The 21,795-nt window shown below is 41.2% G+C and carries 19 protein-coding genes; 6 read left to right on the forward strand and 13 right to left on the reverse strand.

From position 1 onward, the window contains the following. Positions 1 to 2: 2 nt before the first annotated feature. Complete coding sequence (locus tag A6749_RS11980; protein WP_066389836.1) at positions 3 to 380, reverse strand: PspA/IM30 family protein; 378 nt, start codon at positions 378 to 380, stop codon at positions 3 to 5. A gap of 644 nt (positions 381 to 1,024) precedes the next feature. Here A6749_RS11980 and A6749_RS11985 point away from each other — a divergent pair. Both A6749_RS11985 and nspC read left to right on the forward strand, forming a co-directional pair. Then, positions 1,025 to 2,263 (forward strand): saccharopine dehydrogenase family protein, encoded by a 1,239-nt coding sequence (locus A6749_RS11985; RefSeq protein WP_066389837.1) that lies wholly within the window; start codon positions 1,025 to 1,027, stop codon positions 2,261 to 2,263. Position 2,264: 1 nt separating this feature from the next. Next, positions 2,265 to 3,392 carry a carboxynorspermidine decarboxylase gene (nspC, locus tag A6749_RS11990; RefSeq protein WP_066389838.1) on the forward strand — a complete coding sequence of 376 codons (1,128 nt, stop codon included), beginning with the start codon at positions 2,265 to 2,267 and terminating at the stop codon, positions 3,390 to 3,392. 97 nt (positions 3,393 to 3,489) lie between these two features. Here the strand turns inward: nspC and A6749_RS11995 are convergent, their stop codons facing one another. Both A6749_RS11995 and A6749_RS12000 read right to left on the reverse strand, forming a co-directional pair. Further along, entirely contained in the window at positions 3,490 to 3,912 is a 423-nt protein-coding gene (locus A6749_RS11995) for a hypothetical protein (protein WP_236719661.1), read from the reverse strand. Positions 3,913 to 3,971: 59 nt separating this feature from the next. Continuing rightward, positions 3,972 to 4,445: a hypothetical protein gene (locus tag A6749_RS12000; RefSeq protein ID WP_066389840.1), complete on the reverse strand. Its 474-nt coding sequence runs from the start codon at positions 4,443 to 4,445 to the stop codon at positions 3,972 to 3,974. A gap of 198 nt (positions 4,446 to 4,643) precedes the next feature. Between A6749_RS12000 and A6749_RS12005 the strand changes: the two genes are divergently transcribed. Further along, positions 4,644 to 6,926: an outer membrane protein assembly factor BamB family protein gene (locus tag A6749_RS12005; RefSeq protein WP_066389841.1), complete on the forward strand. Its 2,283-nt coding sequence runs from the start codon at positions 4,644 to 4,646 to the stop codon at positions 6,924 to 6,926. 66 nt (positions 6,927 to 6,992) lie between these two features. Here the strand turns inward: A6749_RS12005 and A6749_RS12010 are convergent, their stop codons facing one another. The 5 genes from A6749_RS12010 to A6749_RS12030 all read right to left on the reverse strand — a co-directional run bounded on the left by A6749_RS12010 (position 6,993) and on the right by A6749_RS12030 (position 12,713). Next, positions 6,993 to 8,150: a PQQ-dependent sugar dehydrogenase gene (locus tag A6749_RS12010; RefSeq protein WP_066389842.1), complete on the reverse strand. Its 1,158-nt coding sequence runs from the start codon at positions 8,148 to 8,150 to the stop codon at positions 6,993 to 6,995. A gap of 132 nt (positions 8,151 to 8,282) precedes the next feature. Next, complete coding sequence (nadA, locus tag A6749_RS12015; RefSeq protein WP_084797815.1) at positions 8,283 to 9,245, reverse strand: quinolinate synthase NadA; 963 nt, start codon at positions 9,243 to 9,245, stop codon at positions 8,283 to 8,285. 155 nt (positions 9,246 to 9,400) lie between these two features. Beyond that, positions 9,401 to 10,237, reverse strand: coding sequence for a carboxylating nicotinate-nucleotide diphosphorylase (gene nadC, locus A6749_RS12020; protein WP_066389843.1), 837 nt, complete (start codon positions 10,235 to 10,237; stop codon positions 9,401 to 9,403). Next, the gene (gene nadB / locus A6749_RS12025) at positions 10,206 to 11,789 is read right to left on the reverse strand and encodes an L-aspartate oxidase (RefSeq protein WP_066389844.1); all 1,584 of its coding nucleotides are present in this window, start codon (positions 11,787 to 11,789) and stop codon (positions 10,206 to 10,208) included. Before nadB ends, nadC begins: the two co-directional genes overlap by 32 nt. Before the next feature lie 138 nt (positions 11,790 to 11,927). Next, positions 11,928 to 12,713 (reverse strand): SDR family oxidoreductase, encoded by a 786-nt coding sequence (locus tag A6749_RS12030; protein WP_066389845.1) that lies wholly within the window; start codon positions 12,711 to 12,713, stop codon positions 11,928 to 11,930. Positions 12,714 to 12,883: 170 nt separating this feature from the next. Between A6749_RS12030 and A6749_RS12035 the strand changes: the two genes are divergently transcribed. Next, positions 12,884 to 14,029 (forward strand): MFS transporter, encoded by a 1,146-nt coding sequence (locus A6749_RS12035; RefSeq protein ID WP_066389846.1) that lies wholly within the window; start codon positions 12,884 to 12,886, stop codon positions 14,027 to 14,029. Positions 14,030 to 14,090: 61 nt separating this feature from the next. Here A6749_RS12035 and A6749_RS12040 read toward each other — a convergent pair whose 3' ends face one another. Further along, positions 14,091 to 15,335, reverse strand: coding sequence for a serpin family protein (locus A6749_RS12040; protein ID WP_084797816.1), 1,245 nt, complete (start codon positions 15,333 to 15,335; stop codon positions 14,091 to 14,093). Between the two features lie 178 nt (positions 15,336 to 15,513). On the opposite strand from A6749_RS12040, the gene A6749_RS12045 reads away from it, so the two are divergent. Further along, entirely contained in the window at positions 15,514 to 15,963 is a 450-nt protein-coding gene (locus A6749_RS12045) for a CoxG family protein (RefSeq protein WP_066389847.1), read from the forward strand. Between the two features lie 55 nt (positions 15,964 to 16,018). On the opposite strand, the gene A6749_RS12050 is transcribed toward A6749_RS12045, so the two are convergent. Further along, entirely contained in the window at positions 16,019 to 17,554 is a 1,536-nt protein-coding gene (locus tag A6749_RS12050; protein ID WP_066400945.1) for a malate:quinone oxidoreductase, read from the reverse strand. A 310-nt stretch (positions 17,555 to 17,864) separates the two neighbouring features. Continuing rightward, positions 17,865 to 18,773 (reverse strand): LysR family transcriptional regulator, encoded by a 909-nt coding sequence (locus A6749_RS12055; protein WP_066389848.1) that lies wholly within the window; start codon positions 18,771 to 18,773, stop codon positions 17,865 to 17,867. A 171-nt stretch (positions 18,774 to 18,944) separates the two neighbouring features. Here A6749_RS12055 and A6749_RS12060 point away from each other — a divergent pair, with 171 nt between their 5' ends. Further along, the gene (locus A6749_RS12060; protein ID WP_066389849.1) at positions 18,945 to 20,135 is read left to right on the forward strand and encodes a coenzyme F420-0:L-glutamate ligase; all 1,191 of its coding nucleotides are present in this window, start codon (positions 18,945 to 18,947) and stop codon (positions 20,133 to 20,135) included. Positions 20,136 to 20,233: 98 nt separating this feature from the next. On the opposite strand, the gene A6749_RS12065 is transcribed toward A6749_RS12060, so the two are convergent. Both A6749_RS12065 and A6749_RS12070 read right to left on the reverse strand, forming a co-directional pair. Beyond that, on the reverse strand, positions 20,234 to 20,785 hold the full coding sequence (locus A6749_RS12065) for a pyridoxamine 5'-phosphate oxidase family protein (protein WP_180321126.1): 552 nt from the start codon (positions 20,783 to 20,785) through the stop codon (positions 20,234 to 20,236). A gap of 226 nt (positions 20,786 to 21,011) precedes the next feature. Then, positions 21,012 to 21,764: an SDR family NAD(P)-dependent oxidoreductase gene (locus tag A6749_RS12070; RefSeq protein ID WP_066389850.1), complete on the reverse strand. Its 753-nt coding sequence runs from the start codon at positions 21,762 to 21,764 to the stop codon at positions 21,012 to 21,014. Positions 21,765 to 21,795 lie beyond the last annotated feature (31 nt).

The raw sequence follows: 21,795 nt of genomic DNA on the forward strand, positions 1-21,795 counted from the left end.
TACTAATTTTCAAACCCTTCACGTTTAATCGATTCCAATTCACTAATATCCGCAAGAAGCTTATCAAGCATTTGCTTCATGTGCTCGGATTTTGCCGAAGCCAACTGATAGGATGCCTGTAATTCGGATAACTTGGACGCCCAGACAGCTTTCTTCTCTAAAAAATTCCTTGCCTCTCCTTCGCTTCCAGCTTCTAGCGCCTTATTCGAATAGCGCTCCAATTTCTTGATTTCTTCTTGACATTCATTGATTTCCCGCTGCAAGCGCTGTTCTTCAGCCCGCACAGCTTCCGCTTCGGCCTTTACCTTTCCTAAATCCTTATTAATAGCTTTAAGATACTGATCAATCATTCTTGCTGGATCATCCGCCTTATCAAACACATGCCTCACCCTCCCATAAGAAAAAGCAATACTACATTATACTGCATAAATTGGATAAAAGTTTCATTTCCTTGAATAATGCATGAGGACGGTTCTTGTGCCTCTGAGATGCAAGAACCCTCCCCATGCATCAAAAAAATTTTAAATTTCCTCTTGTTTTTTTAAAAAGATGCTGATACTATAAAGTAGCGTTTAATTGGAAAGCTGATATTCAATACTTTGAGTCTTTCCAGCAGATAATTTAGACCACTTCCTATTGGGAGTTAAGGCCATACGGACAGCCGGGTCGAATGCCGATTGGCAACTTTAGTTGCCCCTATTGATTGAGTTAAAAGCTCAAATTTTATAAGTTGGTTACTTTACAACCAGTGCGCATGACGCACACAACTTGTGAAATGGTCAATAAGAGTGGTAAAAGTAATTATTTGCTATATAGACTCTGATCATATTTTGATATAGTTTGAATATTAAAAAGCTTTCTGCCATCATGTTAAATTTTTTGGCAATAATATACTTGTGGCTTTTTATGGGTATATTTATGCTTTTTAATAATAAGATTATGTCGAAGCAAGTGTTGTGCGCGAATAGGCGTTTTACACTTGCTTTTTTTGTTGCAAAAAAATTCACTTGGGGGGAAACGAAAGATGGGAAAAGCACTTATTATCGGAGCAGGCGGCGTAGCATCCGTTGCCGTCCACAAATGTGTTCAAAACAGCGAAGTATTTGAGGAAATTTGTATCGCAAGCCGTACAAAATCAAAATGTGATGAGTTAAAAGCAAAGCTTGACGGCGGCAAAACAAAAATTACAACTGCTCAAGTTGATGCAGATAATGTAGAAGAGCTAATTGCGTTAATTAACGAAGTAAAACCAGACATCGTCATGAACTTAGCATTACCATATCAAGATTTAACGATCATGGATGCCTGCCTGGCTACAAAAACTCACTATATGGATACTGCCAACTACGAGCCGGAAGATACGGCAAAATTTGAATACAAATGGCAATGGGAATACAAAGAGCGCTTTGAAAAAGCCGGTATTACAGCTCTTCTCGGCAGCGGTTTTGACCCAGGTGTAACAGGCGTATTCTCTGCTTACGCGTTAAAACATTATTTTGATGAAATCGAATATATCGACATTCTTGACTGTAACGGCGGCGATCACGGCTATCCATTTGCTACAAACTTCAACCCTGAAATCAACATTCGTGAAGTATCTGCTAACGGACGTTATTGGGAAAATGGCGAATGGATTGAAACGGAGCCAATGGAAATCAAGCGTGTCTATAACTTTGCTGAGGTTGGCGAAAAAGACATGTATTTGCTTTACCATGAAGAGCTTGAATCGCTTGCGAAAAACATGCCAGGACTTAAGCGTATTCGTTTCTTCATGACATTCGGCCAAAGCTATCTTACACACCTAAAAGCACTTGAAAATGTAGGAATGACTTCCATCGAGCCAATCGAATTTGAAGGCAAGCAAATCATTCCGCTTCAGTTCTTGAAGGCTGTGTTACCAGATCCTGCAACACTTGGCCCACGTACAGTCGGCAAAACAAACATCGGCTGTATCTTCAGAGGGAAAAAGGATGGTAAAGAGAAAACCTATTACGTATACAATGTTTGCGACCATCAAGAGTGCTATAAAGAAGTTGGATCACAAGCAGTTTCCTATACAACAGGCGTTCCGGCGATGATCGGTGCTGCAATGATCTTAACTGGCAAATGGAACAAAGCCGGCGTTTACAATATCGAAGAATTTGATCCAGATCCATTCATGGAAGAGTTAAACAAATGGGGACTTCCATGGGTAGAAGACTTCAACCCAGTGCTTGTTAATGATGAGCCTGTAAAAACGAAAGATCCGGAGTTCGTTCGCTAATATGCGGTTTGAAGAACTGCCAACTCCTTGTTATGTCGTTGATGAAGGTCTTGTGGAAAAGAATTTAAAAATCCTGAACGGTGTCATGGAACGTACGGGAGCTAAAATTGTTTTGGCGCAAAAAGCATTTTCTATGACAACCATGTATCCCCTCATTGGAAAATATTTAAGCGGTACAACTGCAAGCGGTTTGTACGAGGCACGATTAGGCTACGAAGAAATGGGCAAAGAGAATCATGTCTTTGCCCCAGCCTACCGTGAAGATGAAATAGACGAAATTATTTCGATTTGTGACCATATTATTTTTAATTCCTTTTCTCAATTGGAGAAATTTAAAGATAAAGCATTGAAGGCCGGAAGAAAAGTGGGCTTGCGTATCAATCCTGAATGCTCCACACAAGTTGGACATGCCATCTATGACCCATGTTCACCAGGCTCTAGATTCGGTGTTACCAAAGAGCATTTCCGCCCCGATTTGCTTGAAGGTGTGTCTGGACTGCATTTCCATACACTCTGCCAGCAAAACTCTGACGACTTAGAAACTACGCTTAATGCCGTGGAAGAAAAGTTTGGTGAGTGGCTGTCGCAAATGAAGTGGATTAACTTTGGCGGCGGGCACCATATCACAAGGGAAGATTATGATATCCCTCGCCTTGAGGCTTGCATTAAGAGAATGCAGGAGAAATACGGATTGGAAGTTTATCTTGAGCCGGGAGAAGCAGTTGCGCTTAATGCCGGATATCTGGTTACATCTGTCCTTGATTTCCATCAAAATGGAATGGAGATTGCGATTCTCGACACTTCTGCAACCTGCCATATGCCGGATGTACTGGAAATGCCTTATCGTCCACCGTTATTCGGCTCAGGTGAAGCAGGAGAAAAACCATATACGTACCGTCTTGGCGGGCAAACCTGTCTTACCGGCGATGTCATCGGCGACTATTCCTTTGACCAGCCATTAAATTGCGGCGATCGCCTAGTCTTCGGTGACATGGCTATCTACACCATGGTTAAAAACACCACCTTTAATGGAATGGCACTTCCAGCCATTGCGATCAAAGACAAGGACGGAGACTGCCGCATCGTCCAACAATTCGGCTACCAAGATTTTAAAATGAGATTAGCATAGGAAACATAGGAGTCGGCTCCGCCTGCCCCTTTGTTCTTCCGTTACATATTATTAAAAGTGCTGCCGGCCAGGCGGCACTTTTTTCTACGTAAATTACCTAATACTCTCTAGCCCCATATGCTTTAATCACATAGTAAAAACCAACCCAAGAACTAAGAACAACCAAATAAATAGCAAACGAGATGTAAAGGTTATAACCATGATGATAATGATAAATCCCCAGCAAATCGCCCACCCTTTCAAATCCAACACTGATAAGCGCCCACACAAGAATGTACATCGGGGAATATCGCAGTCTAATATTCATACGGTCATATAGATGAAAGTACAAATAACTATAAGGCGCATACATACACTGGGATAGGTAGTCAAAGAATTCAAATTTAGGTGAGTCGTTTAAATCATAATAATTTTTCGGTAAAACACTTAAGGTATGATCGAAAAAGAAGCCGAAAAAAACTCCGCATATGAGAAAAACAGCAGTTATTTTCTTTGGAAAACGCTTCGGGAGGAAATACACCACTATACCCCCTATAAAGAGGGCAATGATAATGAACCACTCATTTTGATTGAAACTATTCAAGCCTTTTTAATCCCTCCTCGTTCCAAATGAATAAACCAACGTGTAATTTGAGCAAGCACTAGGATAAAAAGAATGTAGTTAATAGAAGCAAAGAACATATTCCAATTGTGATAAACAATGATCCCTAACGAGAGCAATAACCACTCATTTATCATGAAGAATAAGTATATTGCTGCTGCCAGCAGCCACCGCGTTATCGATCTTAACCGCGAGTTCAATATGCTTGCACCTATGATTAGAAGGAGGGGGATCTCAACAAACCGGCAAATATTTAACGCAACCCCCTTCTCCACATCCTTGCTGGCCGGAACCCAGTGTAAATTTACATCTAAAATGGAAAAAATAATAACTGTTAGGATGGAACTGACAAAGTATGTAAAGATCATTTCTACCAGAGTCAACCCTTTTGGCATAATGGCAAACACAATGATGACCAGCCAAGTGACAAAGCAAATGACAGCAATTGACATCCAATCACCCCTTTTCAAGTGCGCTCCAAAAATGAAACACTCCCATTAGTTTTTACTTTTTCCTAATTGGTCCAAATTAACAGAAATCTTTTCAATAATATGGAGTATTTTAATGTCCTGTTCGCTCTTATCTTTTTAGATAAATTTATTCAAAAACGGGTAAATTACAGTAAAACCATTGAAAGGAGTGTTAAATGGGTGAAAAAAATAAGCTGGATTATGATTATATGGCTGTTTTTGATGACTGCGGCAGCCGGATGCGGTCAACAGGATACCGCTAAGGATAACACTAACAACAAGGGAACAACTGAAACAAAAACAGAAGCCCAAAAAGATAACAAGGGGGAGGACAGTAAGCAAGGGCCAGATAACAATAAACCCGGTGACACACTATACGGATCGGGACATCGTTCTTATCAGCATATGAAATATCTTGCAAAAGCCGCACCGAAGTTTTCCTCTAGTGAACTGACCAAACCACCGACAGGAAACTGGGTCACAAATGGGGGAGACATCAACAATGGCCGATATTCTCCATTAGACAAAATTACCACAGCAAACGTAAAAAATTTAAAAGTGGAATGGGTTACAAGCCTTGGCTCAGGTAAGGAGTTTAAATATTCCGGCGAGGCTACGCCGCTTGTCTATGATGGAGTTATGTTTACCATTACCGGGGCAAATGAAGTTCAAGCACTTGATGCAAAAACCGGTAAGTTGATTTGGGAATATAAGCCACAGCTTGCCGAAGGGTTGAACACTGTTTGCTGCGGATGGACGAGCCGCGGCGTCGCATTAGGGGACGGCAAAGTCTTTGTCGGACTTCTCGATGCAAGACTAATTGCTTTAGACCAAAAGACAGGAAAATTGGTATGGGAAACACAGGTAGAAAGCTGGGAAAAGGGCTATACCATTACAAGCGCGCCGCTTTATTATGACGGAAAGGTCTATACGGGAATTGCCGGCGGTGAGTACCAAATTAGAGGATTCGTTGCCGCATACGATGCTGAAATCGGAAGACAAATCTGGCGGACCTATACCCTTCCGGCACCGGGTGATAAAGGAAGCGAAACGTGGCCAAAGGACAGCAGGAACTGGCTGACAGGCGGAGCTCCAGTTTGGCAGACACCTGCCATTGACCCAGAGCTGGGAACGATTTATTTTGCAACTGGGAATACCTCTCCTGACCTTGATGGAAGCAATCGTGAAGGTGATAACTTATTCGCGAACTCCATCTTAGCGCTGGATGCCAATACTGGGAAATACAAATGGCATTTTCAAGAAGTGCACCACGATATTTGGGATTTAGACCCCGCAAACCCTGTGGTGTTATTTGATGTAAAAATGAATGGAAAAATGCGAAAAGGAATTGTCCAGGCCGGAAAAACAGGCTGGCTATATATTTTAGACCGAACAAACGGGAAACCGCTGATTGGCATTGACGAAAAACCGGTGCCGCAGAATAAGAACCAAAAGACTTCACCTACCCAGCCGTTCCCGATTGGGGATGCGTTTGTACCGCAGAAGATTACAAAGGAAGATGTGAAACGCGATTTACCAAAAGATTTTAAGGGCGAGTATGGAGATATTTTTACACCGTTCTGGGACAAACCGGTCACTCTTAAACCATCACCTCAAGGCGGAGCAAACTGGCCGCCATCTGCTTACAACCCGAACACAGAAATGTTTTATGTGTTAGGAAATGATAATTATTTTGCCTATGCCCATTATGGAGAAGAAAAAGATGAGCGATTTACGGAAGGGAAAGAGTATATTGGAAGTGTTTGGCAGCCGGTGGAAAATTCCCCGCACCTCGGTACTGTCACCGCCCTTGATATTAAAACAAATAAAATCGTCTGGCAGAAAAATTGGGATACGATTGCCTATAGCGGAATCTTAACAACGAAGGGCAATTTAATGTTTACCGGACATAATGACGGCCGGATACTTGCCTACGATGCAACCAACGGCAAGCAGTTATGGGAATTTAAAATGGATGCAGGGGCTAATGCGCCGCCAATCACCTATGAAGTCGACGGAAAGCAGTATATCTCCATCTTCGCAGCCGGAAATACACTAGCTGGCACAACCCATGGAGATAAAATTTATACCTTCTCATTAGACGGTAAGTATGGTTCTTTAAACGATATTCCGAAGGATAAAATCAATGTATCTCCAATTAAGAATCAAGATACGGAAACTGATAAGCAGCAGGCTGCCGATCAAAGTAAATCTAAGAATGAAACCAGTTCAGCGGCTGGAACAGGAGAAGGCATATATAAAAACAACTGCCTAGCCTGCCATGGAGACAAAGGCGCCGGCGGCCATAATGGACCAAATTTACAAACAACCAAATTAGATCTTAACGGCATCATCAACCAAGTGAAAAACGGCGGAGGCGGAATGCCCCCATTCAAAGACACACTATCCGCAGACGAAATCAAAGCAGTAGCCGAATACGTCAAATCCCTCGGCGGCGGATAATACCAAATTTAAAAGGGTGTCAGGCACCATGTGAAATATTCACATGGTGCCTGACACCCGTATTCCTTATTTTTTATCAGCTGAAGCTCTTTCAGTTAAAGAGATATGGATTAAGCGGTCGTCTTTGTCTGTTGGGTTTCCACGTTTGTCGCGGTTGCTGGTGATGGTAAATAATTCGTTGTGATCGACCAGTACGTCCCGTAATCTGCCGGCCTCCGCATAAAACTCATTAAGCTTTTTATTTGCTACATCATACGTGAAAATTTTCTTACCTGCTAATGAAGCAACAAAAAGCTTTCCATCATTAAAGGCCATTCCAGACGGAGCCCACGTAGCATCGCCCGATTGAACAAGCGGCTTCACCATGCCGTTTGCCTCTTCATCCCCTTGAATCACCGGCCATCCATAATTTTTCCCGGCCTGAATCAGGTTAATTTCGTCATGTCCTTTTTCCCCATGCTCTGAACTGTATAAGTTGCCTTTTCCATCCCAGGCTAAGCCTTGAGGATTTCGATGACCATAAGAATACACATACGAACCTTTAAACGGGTTATCCTTTGGAATTTCACCGCTTACTGTCATTCGTAGTATTTTCCCTGCTAAGCTCTTAAGGTCTTGGGCATTTCCTCCCTTGCCGACATCACCTGTCGTGGCGTAAAGCATCCCATCCGGTCCGATTTTAATCCGGCCGCCGCTGTTGACCTCACCGCCAGGAATCCCTTCTAACAGAACAGCTTCTTCTTTCCATGTATTGCCGTTGAGTTTTAAGGAAACAATTCTGTTCAACGTTTTACCATATTTTTGGTAAGAGTGATAAGCAAAAGCCTTTTTCGATTTTTCAAAATTAGGCGCTATCGTAAACCCTAGAAAGCCGCCTTCGCCTTCATGGTAAATGTCCTTTGAAACCTTTACATTCTGAACATCAACCAAGCCAAGGTCCCCATTAATTTGAATGACCGTGCCTTCGCGCTGGCTTAGGAAAAACAAACCCCCATTCTTATTAATTGTCCATGGGATGTACAAATGATTGGCATTAACACTTCCATCATCGGAAACCGATACCTCCACCACCTTTTGCGTTACCTCTTTTGCATCCGGCTGCCGCAGGGAATTTTGCTTTTTACCTGTATCATTCGCTTCGTCTTTATCATTCCAAAGCAAAGCCGTCCCAAGCCCCGCCGCTAAAACAACACCCAGCACACTAAAAACTACTAACCTTTTCAAACTACCACCTCATATTTAATAAATTACACCACCATCCTTGACACATTTTTGATTTTTCAAACTCTTCTAAACAAAATAAAACATGGGGACGGTTCTTCTGCATCTAAGGCAGGAGAATCGTCCCCATGCTTTCTATCCAATAGAAATCATCCGATCAATGGCTAACTTTGCCTTCTTGGCTGTTTCTGGCGGAACGGTAATGACATGTTTGTTTTCTTTTAAAGCTGCTAGCACCTTCTCGAGTGTGATCATTTTCATAAATGGACAAATGGCTTCTCGGTTGGCAGGGATGAATCGTTTGTCAGGGTTTTGTTTTTCCATCTGATGAATAATTCCAACTTCTGTTGCCACAATAAATTCCGTCGCGCTTGAAGTTTTTGAATGCTTTAACATATTGCCAGTGGATAGAATATGCGTTTTCTCTTCAGGAAGCACACCTTCAGACATTAAGTACATGCTGGAGGTAGAACAGCCGCATTCCGGATGGACAAGCAGCTCAGCTTCCGGATACTGCGTGATGACCGTTTCAACCTGATGGGGAGCAATCCCCGCATGAACATGACATTCCCCCATCCAAATATGCATATTTTCACGCCCGGTTTCCTTCTTCACAAAAGAACCTAGAAACATGTCTGGTAAAAACAGAATTTCTTGATCCTCCGGAATCGAACGGACAATATCTACCGCATTCGAAGAGGTGCAGCAATAATCGCTCTCTGCCTTCACATCAGCTGTTGTATTCACATAGGCAACGACCACGGCACCCGGGTGCTGCGCTTTCCATTCCCGCAGCTGGCTGGCAGTGATGGAGTCAGCTAGCGAACAGCCCGCCTCAAGGTCTGGCAGAAGAACTGTCTTCTCAGGGTTCAAGATGGCGGCCGTTTCTGCCATAAAGTGAACTCCGCAAAAAACAATGACCTCGGCATCGGTCGTTACCGCCGCGCGTGCCAGCGCCAGGGAATCGCCCAATACATCAGCAATATCCTGAATTTCCGGAAGCTCATAATTGTGGGCAAGCAGAACCGCATTACGTTTTATCTTCCACTCTTGGATTTCTTCTATTAAACGGCTTTTCATTTCAGTAGTAACTGTCATATGAACGTTCCTTTCCATTTAGATTTAGCCGACTTTGCGTTATATCGGCGATTTCTTCGCTTTTATCAGCGAATTTATGGTACTTATCAGCGAATTGACTACCTTTATCGGCGAATCTAAACCGTTTATCAGCGAATTGAGATTTGCATCCTGCTTCAGCTGAGCAAAACCTTCACACTTATATCAAGCGCCTTATAGGAATGAGTTAAAAAGCCAAGTGATATATAATCAACACCCGTATCACGGAAGGACGCCAAATTACTTAACTTGATTCCGCCGGACGCTTCCGTTATTACATGTTCAGGAACTAATTCAATCAATTCCTTTATTTCATCCGGAGTACGGTTATCAAACATGATAATATCTGCGCCTGCTTCCACTGCTTCCAAAACCTGTTCTTTCGTCTCCGTTTCCACTTCAATTTTCACCATATGTCCGGCATTTTCCCGAACCAGCTCAACCGCATGCTTAATTGAGCCGGCAAAGGAAATATGATTATCTTTAATCATTACCCCATCATATAGCCCAAAACGGTGATTAAAACCGCCGCCGCAGCGTACTGCGTATTTTTCCAGCATTCGCAGCCCCGGTGTTGTTTTTCTCGTATCGCAAATCCTTGTATGAGATGAGTCAAGCGTCTCTACCGCCTGACGGGTCAAAGCGGCGATACCGCTCAACCGTTGAACCAGGTTAAGAATCACTCTCTCTCCCTTTAGCAAATCGGAAATCCTCCCGGCGGCAACAGCAAATTGCTGCCCTGCCTCAATGACCGCACCGTCGCGGGTAAAAAGCTCCACTTCAATTTGCGAATTTAACAGTTCAAAGCCTGTTTTAATCACTTCTTCCCCGCAAAAAACCCCATTTTCCTTTGCCAGAAAGACAATTTTCCCGTTCGTATCCTCTGGAAAAATAAAATCTGTCGTTAAATCTCCTTCGCCAATGTCTTCGATAAAAAATTGCTCAATTGACGAGCGCAGTTTCAGCTTGTTCATGTTTCACCATCACTTCCCCTTTGCGCTTATGAATGATCGTTTCCCTACACCAATTTTCATCTTCATTTGGAAAATCACTGCGGTAATGGCCGCCGCGGCTTTCCGAACGGTGCCATGCCGCATCCGTTATAAGGTAAGCAGTGATATACATAAAAATAGCGTTAATATCTTCAATTGAATAAGAGTCTAGCTCTATAAAGGCATTTAGATGTAATTGCTGGAGCCAATTTTTCTGATCTTCCAAAAGCTCTTTAGAACGAACAATGCCAACCATTTTCATCATCCGCTCCTTAAGAACTTGTACATCAGGAAGGACTGACTTTTTTTCTTGAACGGGCTGGATAGGTTTAGGAACACGGTGCCTGACACCCAATGTTTTTTCCATATTTTTATTGATCCACTGTGACAGCCTTTTCCCTTGATAAAGGCCTTCTAATAACGAATTGCTGGCCAGGCGGTTGGCTCCATGAAGACCCGTACACGCTGCCTCCCCTATCGCAAACAGTCCATTGATGGATGTACGCCCAATCAGATCTGTCTTAATGCCGCCCATTGAAAAATGACTCCCTGGAACAACCGGAATTCTCCCTTCCAATAGATTCACTCCGTTGTATTCGCAAATAGCGGTTATCGAAGGGAACCTCTGTTTAAAATCGCGAATGGCACTGATGTCTAAATAAACGTCCTGCCCCTTTTCGGTATAATTAAAAATTGTCTGTGAGACAACATGTCTTGGGGCAAGGTCTTTCATAGGATGGACTCCTTCCATAATCGGGGTTCCATCTGCGGTTACTAAAACCGCGCCTTCCCCTCTAACAGCCTCAGAAATCAATCCTTTTGTTTCCCCATTTTTATATAGTAGCGTTGGGTGGAACTGAATAAATTCCATGTCGGAAATTTCAGCACCGGCTAAGTAAGCCATCGCTATCCCGTCGCCGGTAACCGTTGGCGCTCCGGAAGAATAACTATATAGCTGGCCGCAGCCGCCGGTCGCAAGGACAACATACTCACCATAGAAATGGCGGATTGTACCGTCCCCGCTTTTCGCTTTGACACCAATGCATCGCTTCTGTTTCTGATCGAGGATTAGCTGGTAAGCAAAAGTATTTTCTTCCATCCTTATATTGTCTGTTAAATTACGAATTAAGTAATCTATGAGATTTTTCCCTGTTGCATCGCCGCCGCTATGAACAATTCGTTTCTCACTATGTGCACCTTCAAGACCAAGAAGGAGGTTTCCGTCTTCGGTCTGATCAAAAATATTACCTTCTTTTGAAAGCTCTTGAATCAGCAGAGGTGCCTCGTTCAAGATTTCACGAACGATTTCCTCATCATTATGAAATCTTCCTGCTTCAAGGGTGTCGGCGAAATGCTTCGAAGGGTCATCATGAATTCCGATGGCAGCGGCAATCCCGCCCTGTGCCATGTAGGAATTTGTATTCTTTATAAATGACTTTGTGAGAATCCTCACATTTTTATCTTGACTAATGAGAGTGGCCAGTCTTAATGCCGCAACCCCGCTGCCAATAATCAAAACATCATCCATTTCCATATTAAGCACCTCACTTATTATTTACAGGTGTCTTGACATATATATTTACATATATTCATCCTAATTACAATACTTTTTTTAAATGAGACATGGGGAAGATTTTCCCGCCTCCTGATGCAGGATAATCTTCCCCATGTCTCATAAAAGGGATTGGGCTCCGTCGATATAGATTTCGCTTCCTGTGATGTGGCTGGATTGGCTCGAGGCGAGGAAGAGGACAAGATCTGCGACTTGTTCGGGTGTTCCGGGACGGTCTTCTAAGGGCTGGTTTCCTTCGGGATAATCAATAGGGATTTGTACTTTCTTTAATTTCTCTTTTTCTTTCCAGGTATTTTCGCCAATATTGGTGTCGATTGCACCCGGACAGATGATGTTTACCCTGATGCGGTAATGGGCAAGCTCAAGGGCAGCCATTTTACCGAAACCCATCTGACCTATTTTAGAGGTACTGTAGGCCGACATGCCAATATTTCTAAAAATTCTATTTCCATTAATAGAGCTCGTAATGATTATGCTGCCGCCATCCTTTTTCAAATGAGGAATGGCATATTTTACGGTTAAAAACGTGCCTGTCAAATTATTGGAGATGGTTAAATTCCAATCTTCAGGCTTCATGTCCTCAATCGGCGTCACTTCGCCATTTATCCCTGCATTAGCAAAGACAACATCCAATCTTCCCCAGCGGTCCATCGTTTGTTTATAACAGAGCTCAACTTCCTCCAGCTCCGATACATTCGCCTCCAGCAGAAGGGCTTCGCCGCCCGCTGCTTCAATTTGCTTTTTCACTTCCTCAACGTTTTCTTTATGCAAATCTACTAAAGCAATCTTTCCGCCCTGTTCCGCAAGCCTAATCGCTGCCGCCTTTCCGATCCCTGAGCCCGCTCCTGTAACAAACGCTACCTGATTTTGCAGTAATTTCTCCATTTTACAAAGCCTCCTTGATGATGATGTATATACTATATCCATCATGGAGGTTATTAAAACGAAAAAATCTAACAAAAACAGCTTGCAAATCGCTCCAGAAACGGTGACTTTTCCGGTATTAGCGCGTGTAAGTTCGCCATGATATAATGCAAACATTGGGGGGAGAAAATTTGAATATACAGCGCTGGATGAGCCAGCAGTTTTTTAGTTTTTACATAACTTGGGGTGTTTTCCTGCCCTATTGGACAGGGTGGATGATCTATACAAAAGGAATAACCATTTCACAGGCCAGCTTGATTATGAGCTTAGGACTGATGATACGGGGGCTTTCTACATTATTTGCCTTTCCTTACTTAGCGGAGAAACTCAGCAGTAAAACGCTGGTAAATGCAATGGCTATCGGCACGTTTATTACCATTCTCTGTTATATTCCGGCTGATTCCTATTCCAGCTTACTAGCAGTAACGTTACTGCTCAATATTTTTTATCCTACATTAATGCCTGCGTTAGACAGTGCGGCCGGTGTTCTTGTACAGAATAAGCAATTGAGGGATTACGGGAAGAGCCGCTCTTGGGGTTCCATTGGGTTTGTCGCGGCTGGCATGATCTTAACCTTCTTTACAGGCGCCCTGGGAGATATAGTGATTTTATGGGCATTGATACTCAGTACAATGATCTTTATGTGTCTAGGTTTTGTGAAAACACCTGATATATTATCTCAAAAACCACAAGCGATTCAAACAGACAAAGCCAAGCTAAATTTATTTAGCATCAAACACATTGGTTTAGTGCTCATCATCGTCATTTTACTGCAGGCAGCACATGCTTCTTATTACAGTTATGGCTATATTTATTTACTAGATATCAATGCTCCAAAATATTTAATTGGCCTCATTCTAAACATTGCCGTCATCGCAGAAATTATATTCTTTTCGATTGCTGACACAGCATTCCGAAAATATTCCATTGGCGCCTTACTGGCATTAGCCGCATTAGGTTCAACAGTTAGATGGGGCTTAATATATGCCTTTCCAAATGTCATCATGTTCTGTGTCGCCCAAACATTGCATGCATTCTCATTTGCAATGGCACATTATGCCTTTATGAAATACTTAGTAAAAAATATCCCACATTCTCAAATCGCGAAGGCACAAGGAATTTACTCCGCCCTCGCACTTAGCTGGAGCACCGCTGTATTCACCATATTCGGCGGCTACTTATACGAAATTGAACCAAGGTACGCCTTTATCGGCATGATCATATGCACTGTGCCGGCACTGTTCTTAGCACTTATTTATCGGAGGTTAGATCACTAAAACAAAACATGAGGAGTATTCTTCTGCCTAATGAATAAGACCGAAGAACATCCCCCATGCATCATGGTTTTGAAATGGAACCGAGAAATAAGATGGTACCGGTTTCGTTATTTGTTATAGTTATGAAGAATGGACGATTGATTTCCATTTGGAAGGGACTGTCCATGGGTGCTGCCTTTGTATCCATTTTTACAGAGGTGGCGCCGGCTGCTTCTGACCCTTGTTCATCGACATTGATAAATGTTTTTTGTTTAACTTTATCAATCCAAACTGACCCTTTTGTTCCTTTAACCATTTTCGTAAAAACAGCCTTCTCATCATCAAATGCGGTCGTCATACCAAGCTTCACCAGTGCCTTACTCCATTCAGCGTCGTATTCTAACTGAAATTTCGGAAGCAGAACCGTTCCATCCTTTTCATTGAATTCAGCCTTCCATTTCTCCCAGTTATCATTCGTAAGTCTTTTTCTAAACTCCTCTAAGCTAGACCCTTCCTTTGGGAGAAATACATACATGCTCATTTTTTCACCGGCATAAGGAAGAATCACCGCCTGGAAGTCCTCATTTTCCATATAGGCTAATTTCTCATGCAGCGTCATAAGAGGCTGCTCTTTCGTTGTGCCGTCCCCTAAATGAAATATCCGCTTCTTTGTATGCTTAGGATCAAATTCATGCATCCAATCCCCTTTAAAATAAATTGCATTAATCAGGAAAGCTGCTGTATCGGGGTTTATTTCCTCATCAACAATTTTAGGTATTCTTCCATTCGTTGCTATTTCAACCCAGTTATTAATTATTTCTGGGGTTCTAGAACTATTTATGTCAACTTCTTGAATTTCGGCATTATAATAGTCGTGGACATTCTGAGCGAAATCATCCTGAAATTGTAACTGATTGTTTAACCAAATCGAGTTAGCAATCTCCAGCCGGCTATGCTTGAAATCATTTAGAAGCATTGACATTAAAGAAGCATTAGCTTTATTGAGCTGCTCTGCCTCGATTCCCTCCTTATAGAGAACCTTTGCCATTTCCTCTTTAGTAATCCCATCTGCCCCATTGTAGGCCATCGACAACGCGATTAATAAACTAGTAGGAGAAATAAATATATTGCCGTCTTTATTTGGCTCTGACTCCGGCAATATGTCAAACCCCAATTGATTATTGGCGGAAATAATTGTCTGATAATCATCTTTGTTAAAAGCAGCATTGATTATGAATCCCGGACTCTCTTGGTTCTTCCCAATTACACTGACAATGACCCCTGCCAAAATAATCATTACTATTATTGGAACAATGAACTTCTTCAATCCACCACCGCCTTTACTTTATTAGACTTGGAGAAGCAAAAAAATGTTTCAGCTGAAGTGGTTACAATCCTGTAGTGGGAAAATAAAGATCTAATTTTAATAAGTCCTTTCCAAACGGCGGAAGAAACATATACATATACGAAGATCTAAATATTGACAATAGAGAGGAGGAATATCAATGCCGAGCGGAATGCATCAAGTTGAGGTAGGGGTACCGATTCATAAGGTTTGGAATTTTGTTAAGAATATGGATAACTGGGCTCCACTTATTCCCGGATATATTCAACATCGGAGATTTACTAACCGTCAATCCACCTGGGAATTTTATAGTAACATTGGATTCATTAAAAAAAGGATTAATCTGATGGTCACAATAAAAGAATGGATTGAACCGACAAAGGTTACTTTTGATTTAAAGGGGACCAATGAAAAACTTTCAGGCAGCGGCTATTTCCTGGCTGAAGCAATCGATCAAAACAAAACAAGAATAACAGGTTATCTTGATATGACTGCGGGCGGTGCAACTGGGCCATTGGTTAATACGTTTTTAAAATCCTATCTGCCTAGGGTAACAGAACAAATCACCATCGCAATCGCCACAAAATTAGAGGAGCTTAATAAATCTTAAAAAGGGGTCAGTCCCCCGATGCTTTAAAGCATCGGGGGACTGACCCCAAAAGTTATTAAACAAGTACAGCTTCTCTTTCTCTTTCCAATTTATAGTTTTCCTTCTTGCCTTCGCTTAGTTTAAGCGCTTCTGCTGTTGAAGCGTGAAGCTCGTAGAAAAGATCAGGGTTTTTCACGAGTGATACACCATAAGAAGGAATCATTTCTTTTAATTTAGGTTCCCACTCTTCCATATACTGCGGGAAGCATTTATTGATTACCTGAAGCATAACGTGAACGGCTGTTGAAGCACCTGGTGAAGCTCCGAGCAAAGCAGCAACCGTACCCTCAGCCCCCGTAATGACTTCCGTACCAAATTGAAGTGTTCCTTTGCCGCCAGCTTCCGTATCTTTAATAACTTGGACACGCTGACCTGCTACTACAATATCCCAATCCTCACTTTTGGCGTTCGGAATAAATTCACGTAACTCTTCAATTCGTTGTTCTTTCGATAACATCAGCTGCTGGATCAAGTATTTTGTTAATGGGATGTTTTTCGCCCCTGCGGCCAGCATCGTAAAGACGTTATTTGGCTTCACAGAACCTATTAAATCCATATTTGAACCAGTTTTTAAGAATTTTGGCGAGAAGCCCGCAAACGGTCCAAATAGCAGTGATTTTTTGTCATCAATAAATCGTGTATCCAGATGCGGTACAGACATTGGAGGTGCACCAACTGCGGCTTTGCCGTAAACCTTTGCATGATGCTTCTCAACAACATCCGGATTGTTACATACTAGGAATAATCCGCTTACCGGGAATCCTCCAATATGCTTACTTTCAGGAATACCTGTTTTCTGCAATAGTGGCAAGGAGCCGCCGCCGCCGCCGATAAAGACAAATTTGGCGGTATGACGTTCGATGGAACCAGTGTCCATATTCCACACTTTCAATTCCCAATAACCGTCACTGGTACGTTTAATATCTTCCACTTGATGTTTGTATTTGACTTCAACGTTTTGTTGCTTTAAATGATCAATCAAAATACGCGTTAAAGCGCCAAAGTTAACGTCCGTTCCTGAGTCAATTTTGGTAGCCGCTATAGGCTCCGTTGTGGTCCGGCCTTCCATAATAAGCGGAATCCATTCCTGCAGTTTTTTCGGGTCTTCGGAAAATTCCATCCCTTCAAATAAAGGGTTGTTCGTAAGCGCCTCATAACGCTTTTTCAAGAACGTTACATTTGTTTCCCCTTGTACTAAACTCATATGAGGCAGCGGTCTGATAAAGTCCTGTGGATTTTGAATCAGATTGCTGTTTACAAGATACGACCAAAATTGTCTTGAAACCTGGAACTGTTCATTAATATTTATAGCCTTGCTAATGTCTATAGATCCGTCTGGTTTTTCGACGGTGTAGTTAAGCTCGCACAGAGCAGAGTGTCCCGTTCCCGCATTATTCCACTCATTAGAGCTTTCCTCTCCTGCGGATTCGAGTTTCTCAAACACTGTTATTTTCCATTCTGGCACTAATTCTTTCAAGAGTGTCCCCAAAGTCGCACTCATGATTCCGGCACCAATTAAGATAACATCTGTTGTTGTTTGTCCGTTACTCATTTTTCCCATCCCTTATACCCCTAAGATTTGCAGAAAGGATGTAAGCGCTCCTGCTAAGGCGTCATAGCAAGCAAGGGGCGCGACTAGTCACACACCTTTTCTGGATCAATGATTACTATTACTAGTTTATCACTATTATTTAGAGATTAATAGTTATTAAACTATTTAAAAGCTGGTAAAAGTACAAAGTTTCTCCAAAGAAATTAGACTAATTTTTATTCTTATTTAATACCTCAAATTTATTTCTGTAAAACATTTCCCATTTAATCAAGTATATTATCAATTTAACAATTATTACATTCCATTATTTTTATAAACGCCCATAAGAATTTCTTATGAGCTTTTTTTCAATAATTTCAACAAACCTTTCCGCGGCTCGATTTAATGGAACATTTTTCAAATAACATATGCCAATACTTCTTTTTGGTATTGGATCTGTTAAGGTCACTTCGCGAAGTAATCCTTTTCTCAAAAACTGTTCCGAGAATTCCTTTGTCACACAAGCAACGCCAAGATTGATCCTAGCGAATTCTAGCAGCAATTCATGTGAACCCAATTCAAATTCCGGCTGGATTATAATTCCCTTTGATAGGAAAAATTCTTCAACATATCTCCTTGAATTGGAATTGTCCAATAAAATAAGCGGAAGCTTAACCAATTCCTCAAGGTTAATCGGCTTAGATAATATTTTTCGGTATTTTTCGCCATATACAAAGGTATCCTGAATCTCAAATATAGGCTTTACTTCTAATGATTTGTCATCAATAGGAAGATTACAAATGGCTATGTTCACTTCTCCAGATTTTAAGGCAGCAATGATTTCCCACGTTGTTCCATTGACTATTTTAAATTTAAGATTTGGATATCGATTATGAAAAGTTTCTAAATAGGGAAGCAGAAAATAACGGGAAATGGTATCGCTAACCCCAATTTTAAATTCACCAATGATTAAATTTTTAAATTCTAAAAGCTTTTCTTCACCAGCTTGTATAAACTGAAGGGCTGAACTGACGTATTCAAATAATAAACTTCCTTCATCCGTCAGTGTTACTCCTTTCGAAATCCGATTAAAAAGCCTTGTATCTAATTCCTTTTCTAATTGTGCAATCGATTGGCTGATTGCCGGCTGTGACATATAAAGCTCTTTTGCCGCTTTGGAGAAGCTTTTACTTTTACCAACTGTATAAAAAACATAATACAAATCTAATTTACTTATCATATAACTACCTCTTATACCGCATATTAGATATATTAATTTTACTTATATCATTAAAACCCGTATATTACAAGTAGATACTGTTTGAATCGTTAATGTTTTAGCATAAATAAAGTGAAGCTTTTTATTAAATAAACTAAAATGAACAATTTTAAGAAGAAGGAGCGGATTTTTGTGGAAAGAGTTGTAGGAACTGTCGCCAGAGGGCTTCGCTGCCCGATTATCAATAAAGGAGATCACATTGAAGAAATCGTTGTTGATAGTGTATTAAAAGCAGCAGAAGTTGAAGGCTTTACCATTCAGGATAAAGATATTGTAACCGTTACCGAGTCGGTTGTTGCACGTGCTCAAGGTAACTATGCAACCATTGATCATATTGCCAAAGATATTCAAGCCAAATTTGGTGATGATACAATCGGTGTGATTTTCCCAATCCTTAGCCGTAACCGTTTCGCTATTTGCCTTCGCGGGATCGCAAAAGGGGCGAAGAAAATTGTATTAATGCTAAGCTATCCTTCTGATGAAGTAGGCAATCATTTAGTGGATTTAGATACACTTGATGAAAAAGGGGTAAATCCTTGGACAGATGTTTTAACAGAAAGCCAATTCCGTGAGTACTTTGGTTATAACAAACATACATTTACGGGCGTGGATTATATCGATTATTACAAATCCTTAATTGAAGAATATGGCGTGGAATGCGAAGTCATCTTTTCGAATAATCCGAAGACGATCTTAGATTACACAAAGAGTGTGCTTTGCTGTGATATTCATTCAAGATTTAGAACGAAACGAATTTTAAAGGCTAATGGCGGCGAAAAAATTTATAGTCTTGATAATATTCTTTCTGAATCGATTGACAGCAGCGGTTTCAATGAGTCTTATGGCTTATTAGGCTCAAATAAAGCAACAGAGGATAGTGTAAAGCTATTCCCACGTAATTGCCAGCCTGTCGTTGACAAAATTCAAGAGGTCTTGAAAGAAAAGACAGGAAAAACAGTTGAAGTTATGATTTATGGCGACGGTGCATTCAAAGATCCTGTAGGCAAGATTTGGGAACTGGCAGATCCAGTTGTTTCTCCAGCTTATACCGCTGGGTTAGAAGGAACACCAAATGAAATTAAATTAAAATACTTGGCTGATAATCAATTTGCTGACTTAAAAGGTGAAGAACTAAAGCAAGCCATTTCTAAATACATTGATGAGAAACAGGAGAACTTAGTCGGAGCAATGGAAGCTCAAGGGACTACCCCACGCAGACTAACAGATCTCATCGGCTCACTGTCCGATTTAACATCAGGCAGCGGCGATAAGGGTACACCTATTATCTTTATTCAAGGCTACTTTGACAACTACACAAAATAAGCAGGACTAAGAAATCATAGGACAAGGGAGTTCGCTCCTTTGTCCTATTTTTTATAGATTGTTTCATTTCAGGGACTTATCAGACAGTCCTGTTTTATTTATCTCGTTCTGTCATGATGCTGGGTTTTTCCATGATAGAATAGTTTATCGAGCTGCATTGGATTTTCTTTAGCGCTCATCTCTAACGTTTTTATTTTATAAATAACTGTGCAACTACCGAGCGAGGAACGATACTTTTCAACATGAGAGCTTGATAAGGGCTTATCGTAATAGCCAGGGACGTATTTATCAAGCATTTGCTGCATGGCTTTGACCGATTCTTCAAGTTTTGTCACCAATTCCACCTCCCCAAAAATCATAACACTCATGTAGGCTGTATCTGTCTCAGCAGGGACAGGATCTGTTAATGTTCCTTGATTTGCACTGACTGTAAAGCAGGCCTTGGCATTTTCCCCAATAATATTAACCTTTCTCCCTTCAACTGCTCCGTGAAAATAGATAGCTCCGTCCATCCAAACAAAATTAAGAGGAATCACATATGGGAGTTTGTCATCTACCAGTCCTAAAAATCCGGTTTTCTCCTGATACAAAAATGAATTGATTCTTTCTTGGTCCTTACATTCTAAATTCTTTTTTCTTATTGGAATCATTTTCTCTTCACCTCATTTTTCCTTTTAACTAATATCCCAATAATCAAAGTTCTACCCTAAAAAGCATAATGATTGTTGCAAACACCATTCCGAATAAGCAACTAAAAAGCTAGGTTTAACCACCTAGCTTTTTAGTTTTATAGAAATTTAGTCCATTTTAAATCCATATATCGTATTGAGATAAAGATAGGACAATTAACGTTAATTCTAATAGTTTGCTAATGTATTATGCCAGTTCTCCTCCATCAATTGGAATATGCTGACCGGTAATGTAAGCTGCTTCTGTAGATGCTAAAAATGCATATAATCCTGCTACTTCTTCTGGAAGAGCATGTCTCTTTAAAGGGATGTTTTCATTAACTTGTTCCAACATTTCTGGGGTATATTCTGAAATCTGCATCGGTGTTAAAACATATCCTGGACAAACAGTATTAACCCGAATCGTTGGTGCAAGCTCTAGTGCCATTGTTCTAGCTAATAGATTGACCCCTGCTTTCGATGCATTATAATCTGCGTAAAACGGATGTCCAACTACCCCATTCGTTGAAGCAGTCATTAAAATAACACCACTCCCCTGAGAAAGCATACGTTTAGCTGCCTCTTGGGCGGTATAAAAAATTCCATCTAAATTAATTCCAAGGACTTTTTTCCACTGCTCCGGAGTGATGTCAATAAATTTAGACCTCACACTGATTCCTGCATTAGCTATCAGCACATCTACTCCATGCATTAAAGAATCAATCTCTTCAAAAGCATCTTTAACTTCATTCGGGTTACTTACATCCACAACTACCCCATGCTTAATGGCTGGATATTCCTTGAGAGTACGGTGAAGACTATCTTTATTATTATCTAATATGGTAACGATAGAACCTTCTTCTGCGAAGCGGATGGAAGTAGCAAGGCCTATTCCACTTGCTCCACCAGTGATGACCACACGTTTATTTTGTAGACTATCCGAATATTTACTAACTGCCATATGAAACTCCTCATTTCCATACTAATTTATG

It is taken from the genome of Neobacillus mesonae (assembly GCF_001636315.1).
GTDB lineage: Bacteria > Bacillota > Bacilli > Bacillales > Cytobacillaceae > Neobacillus > Neobacillus mesonae.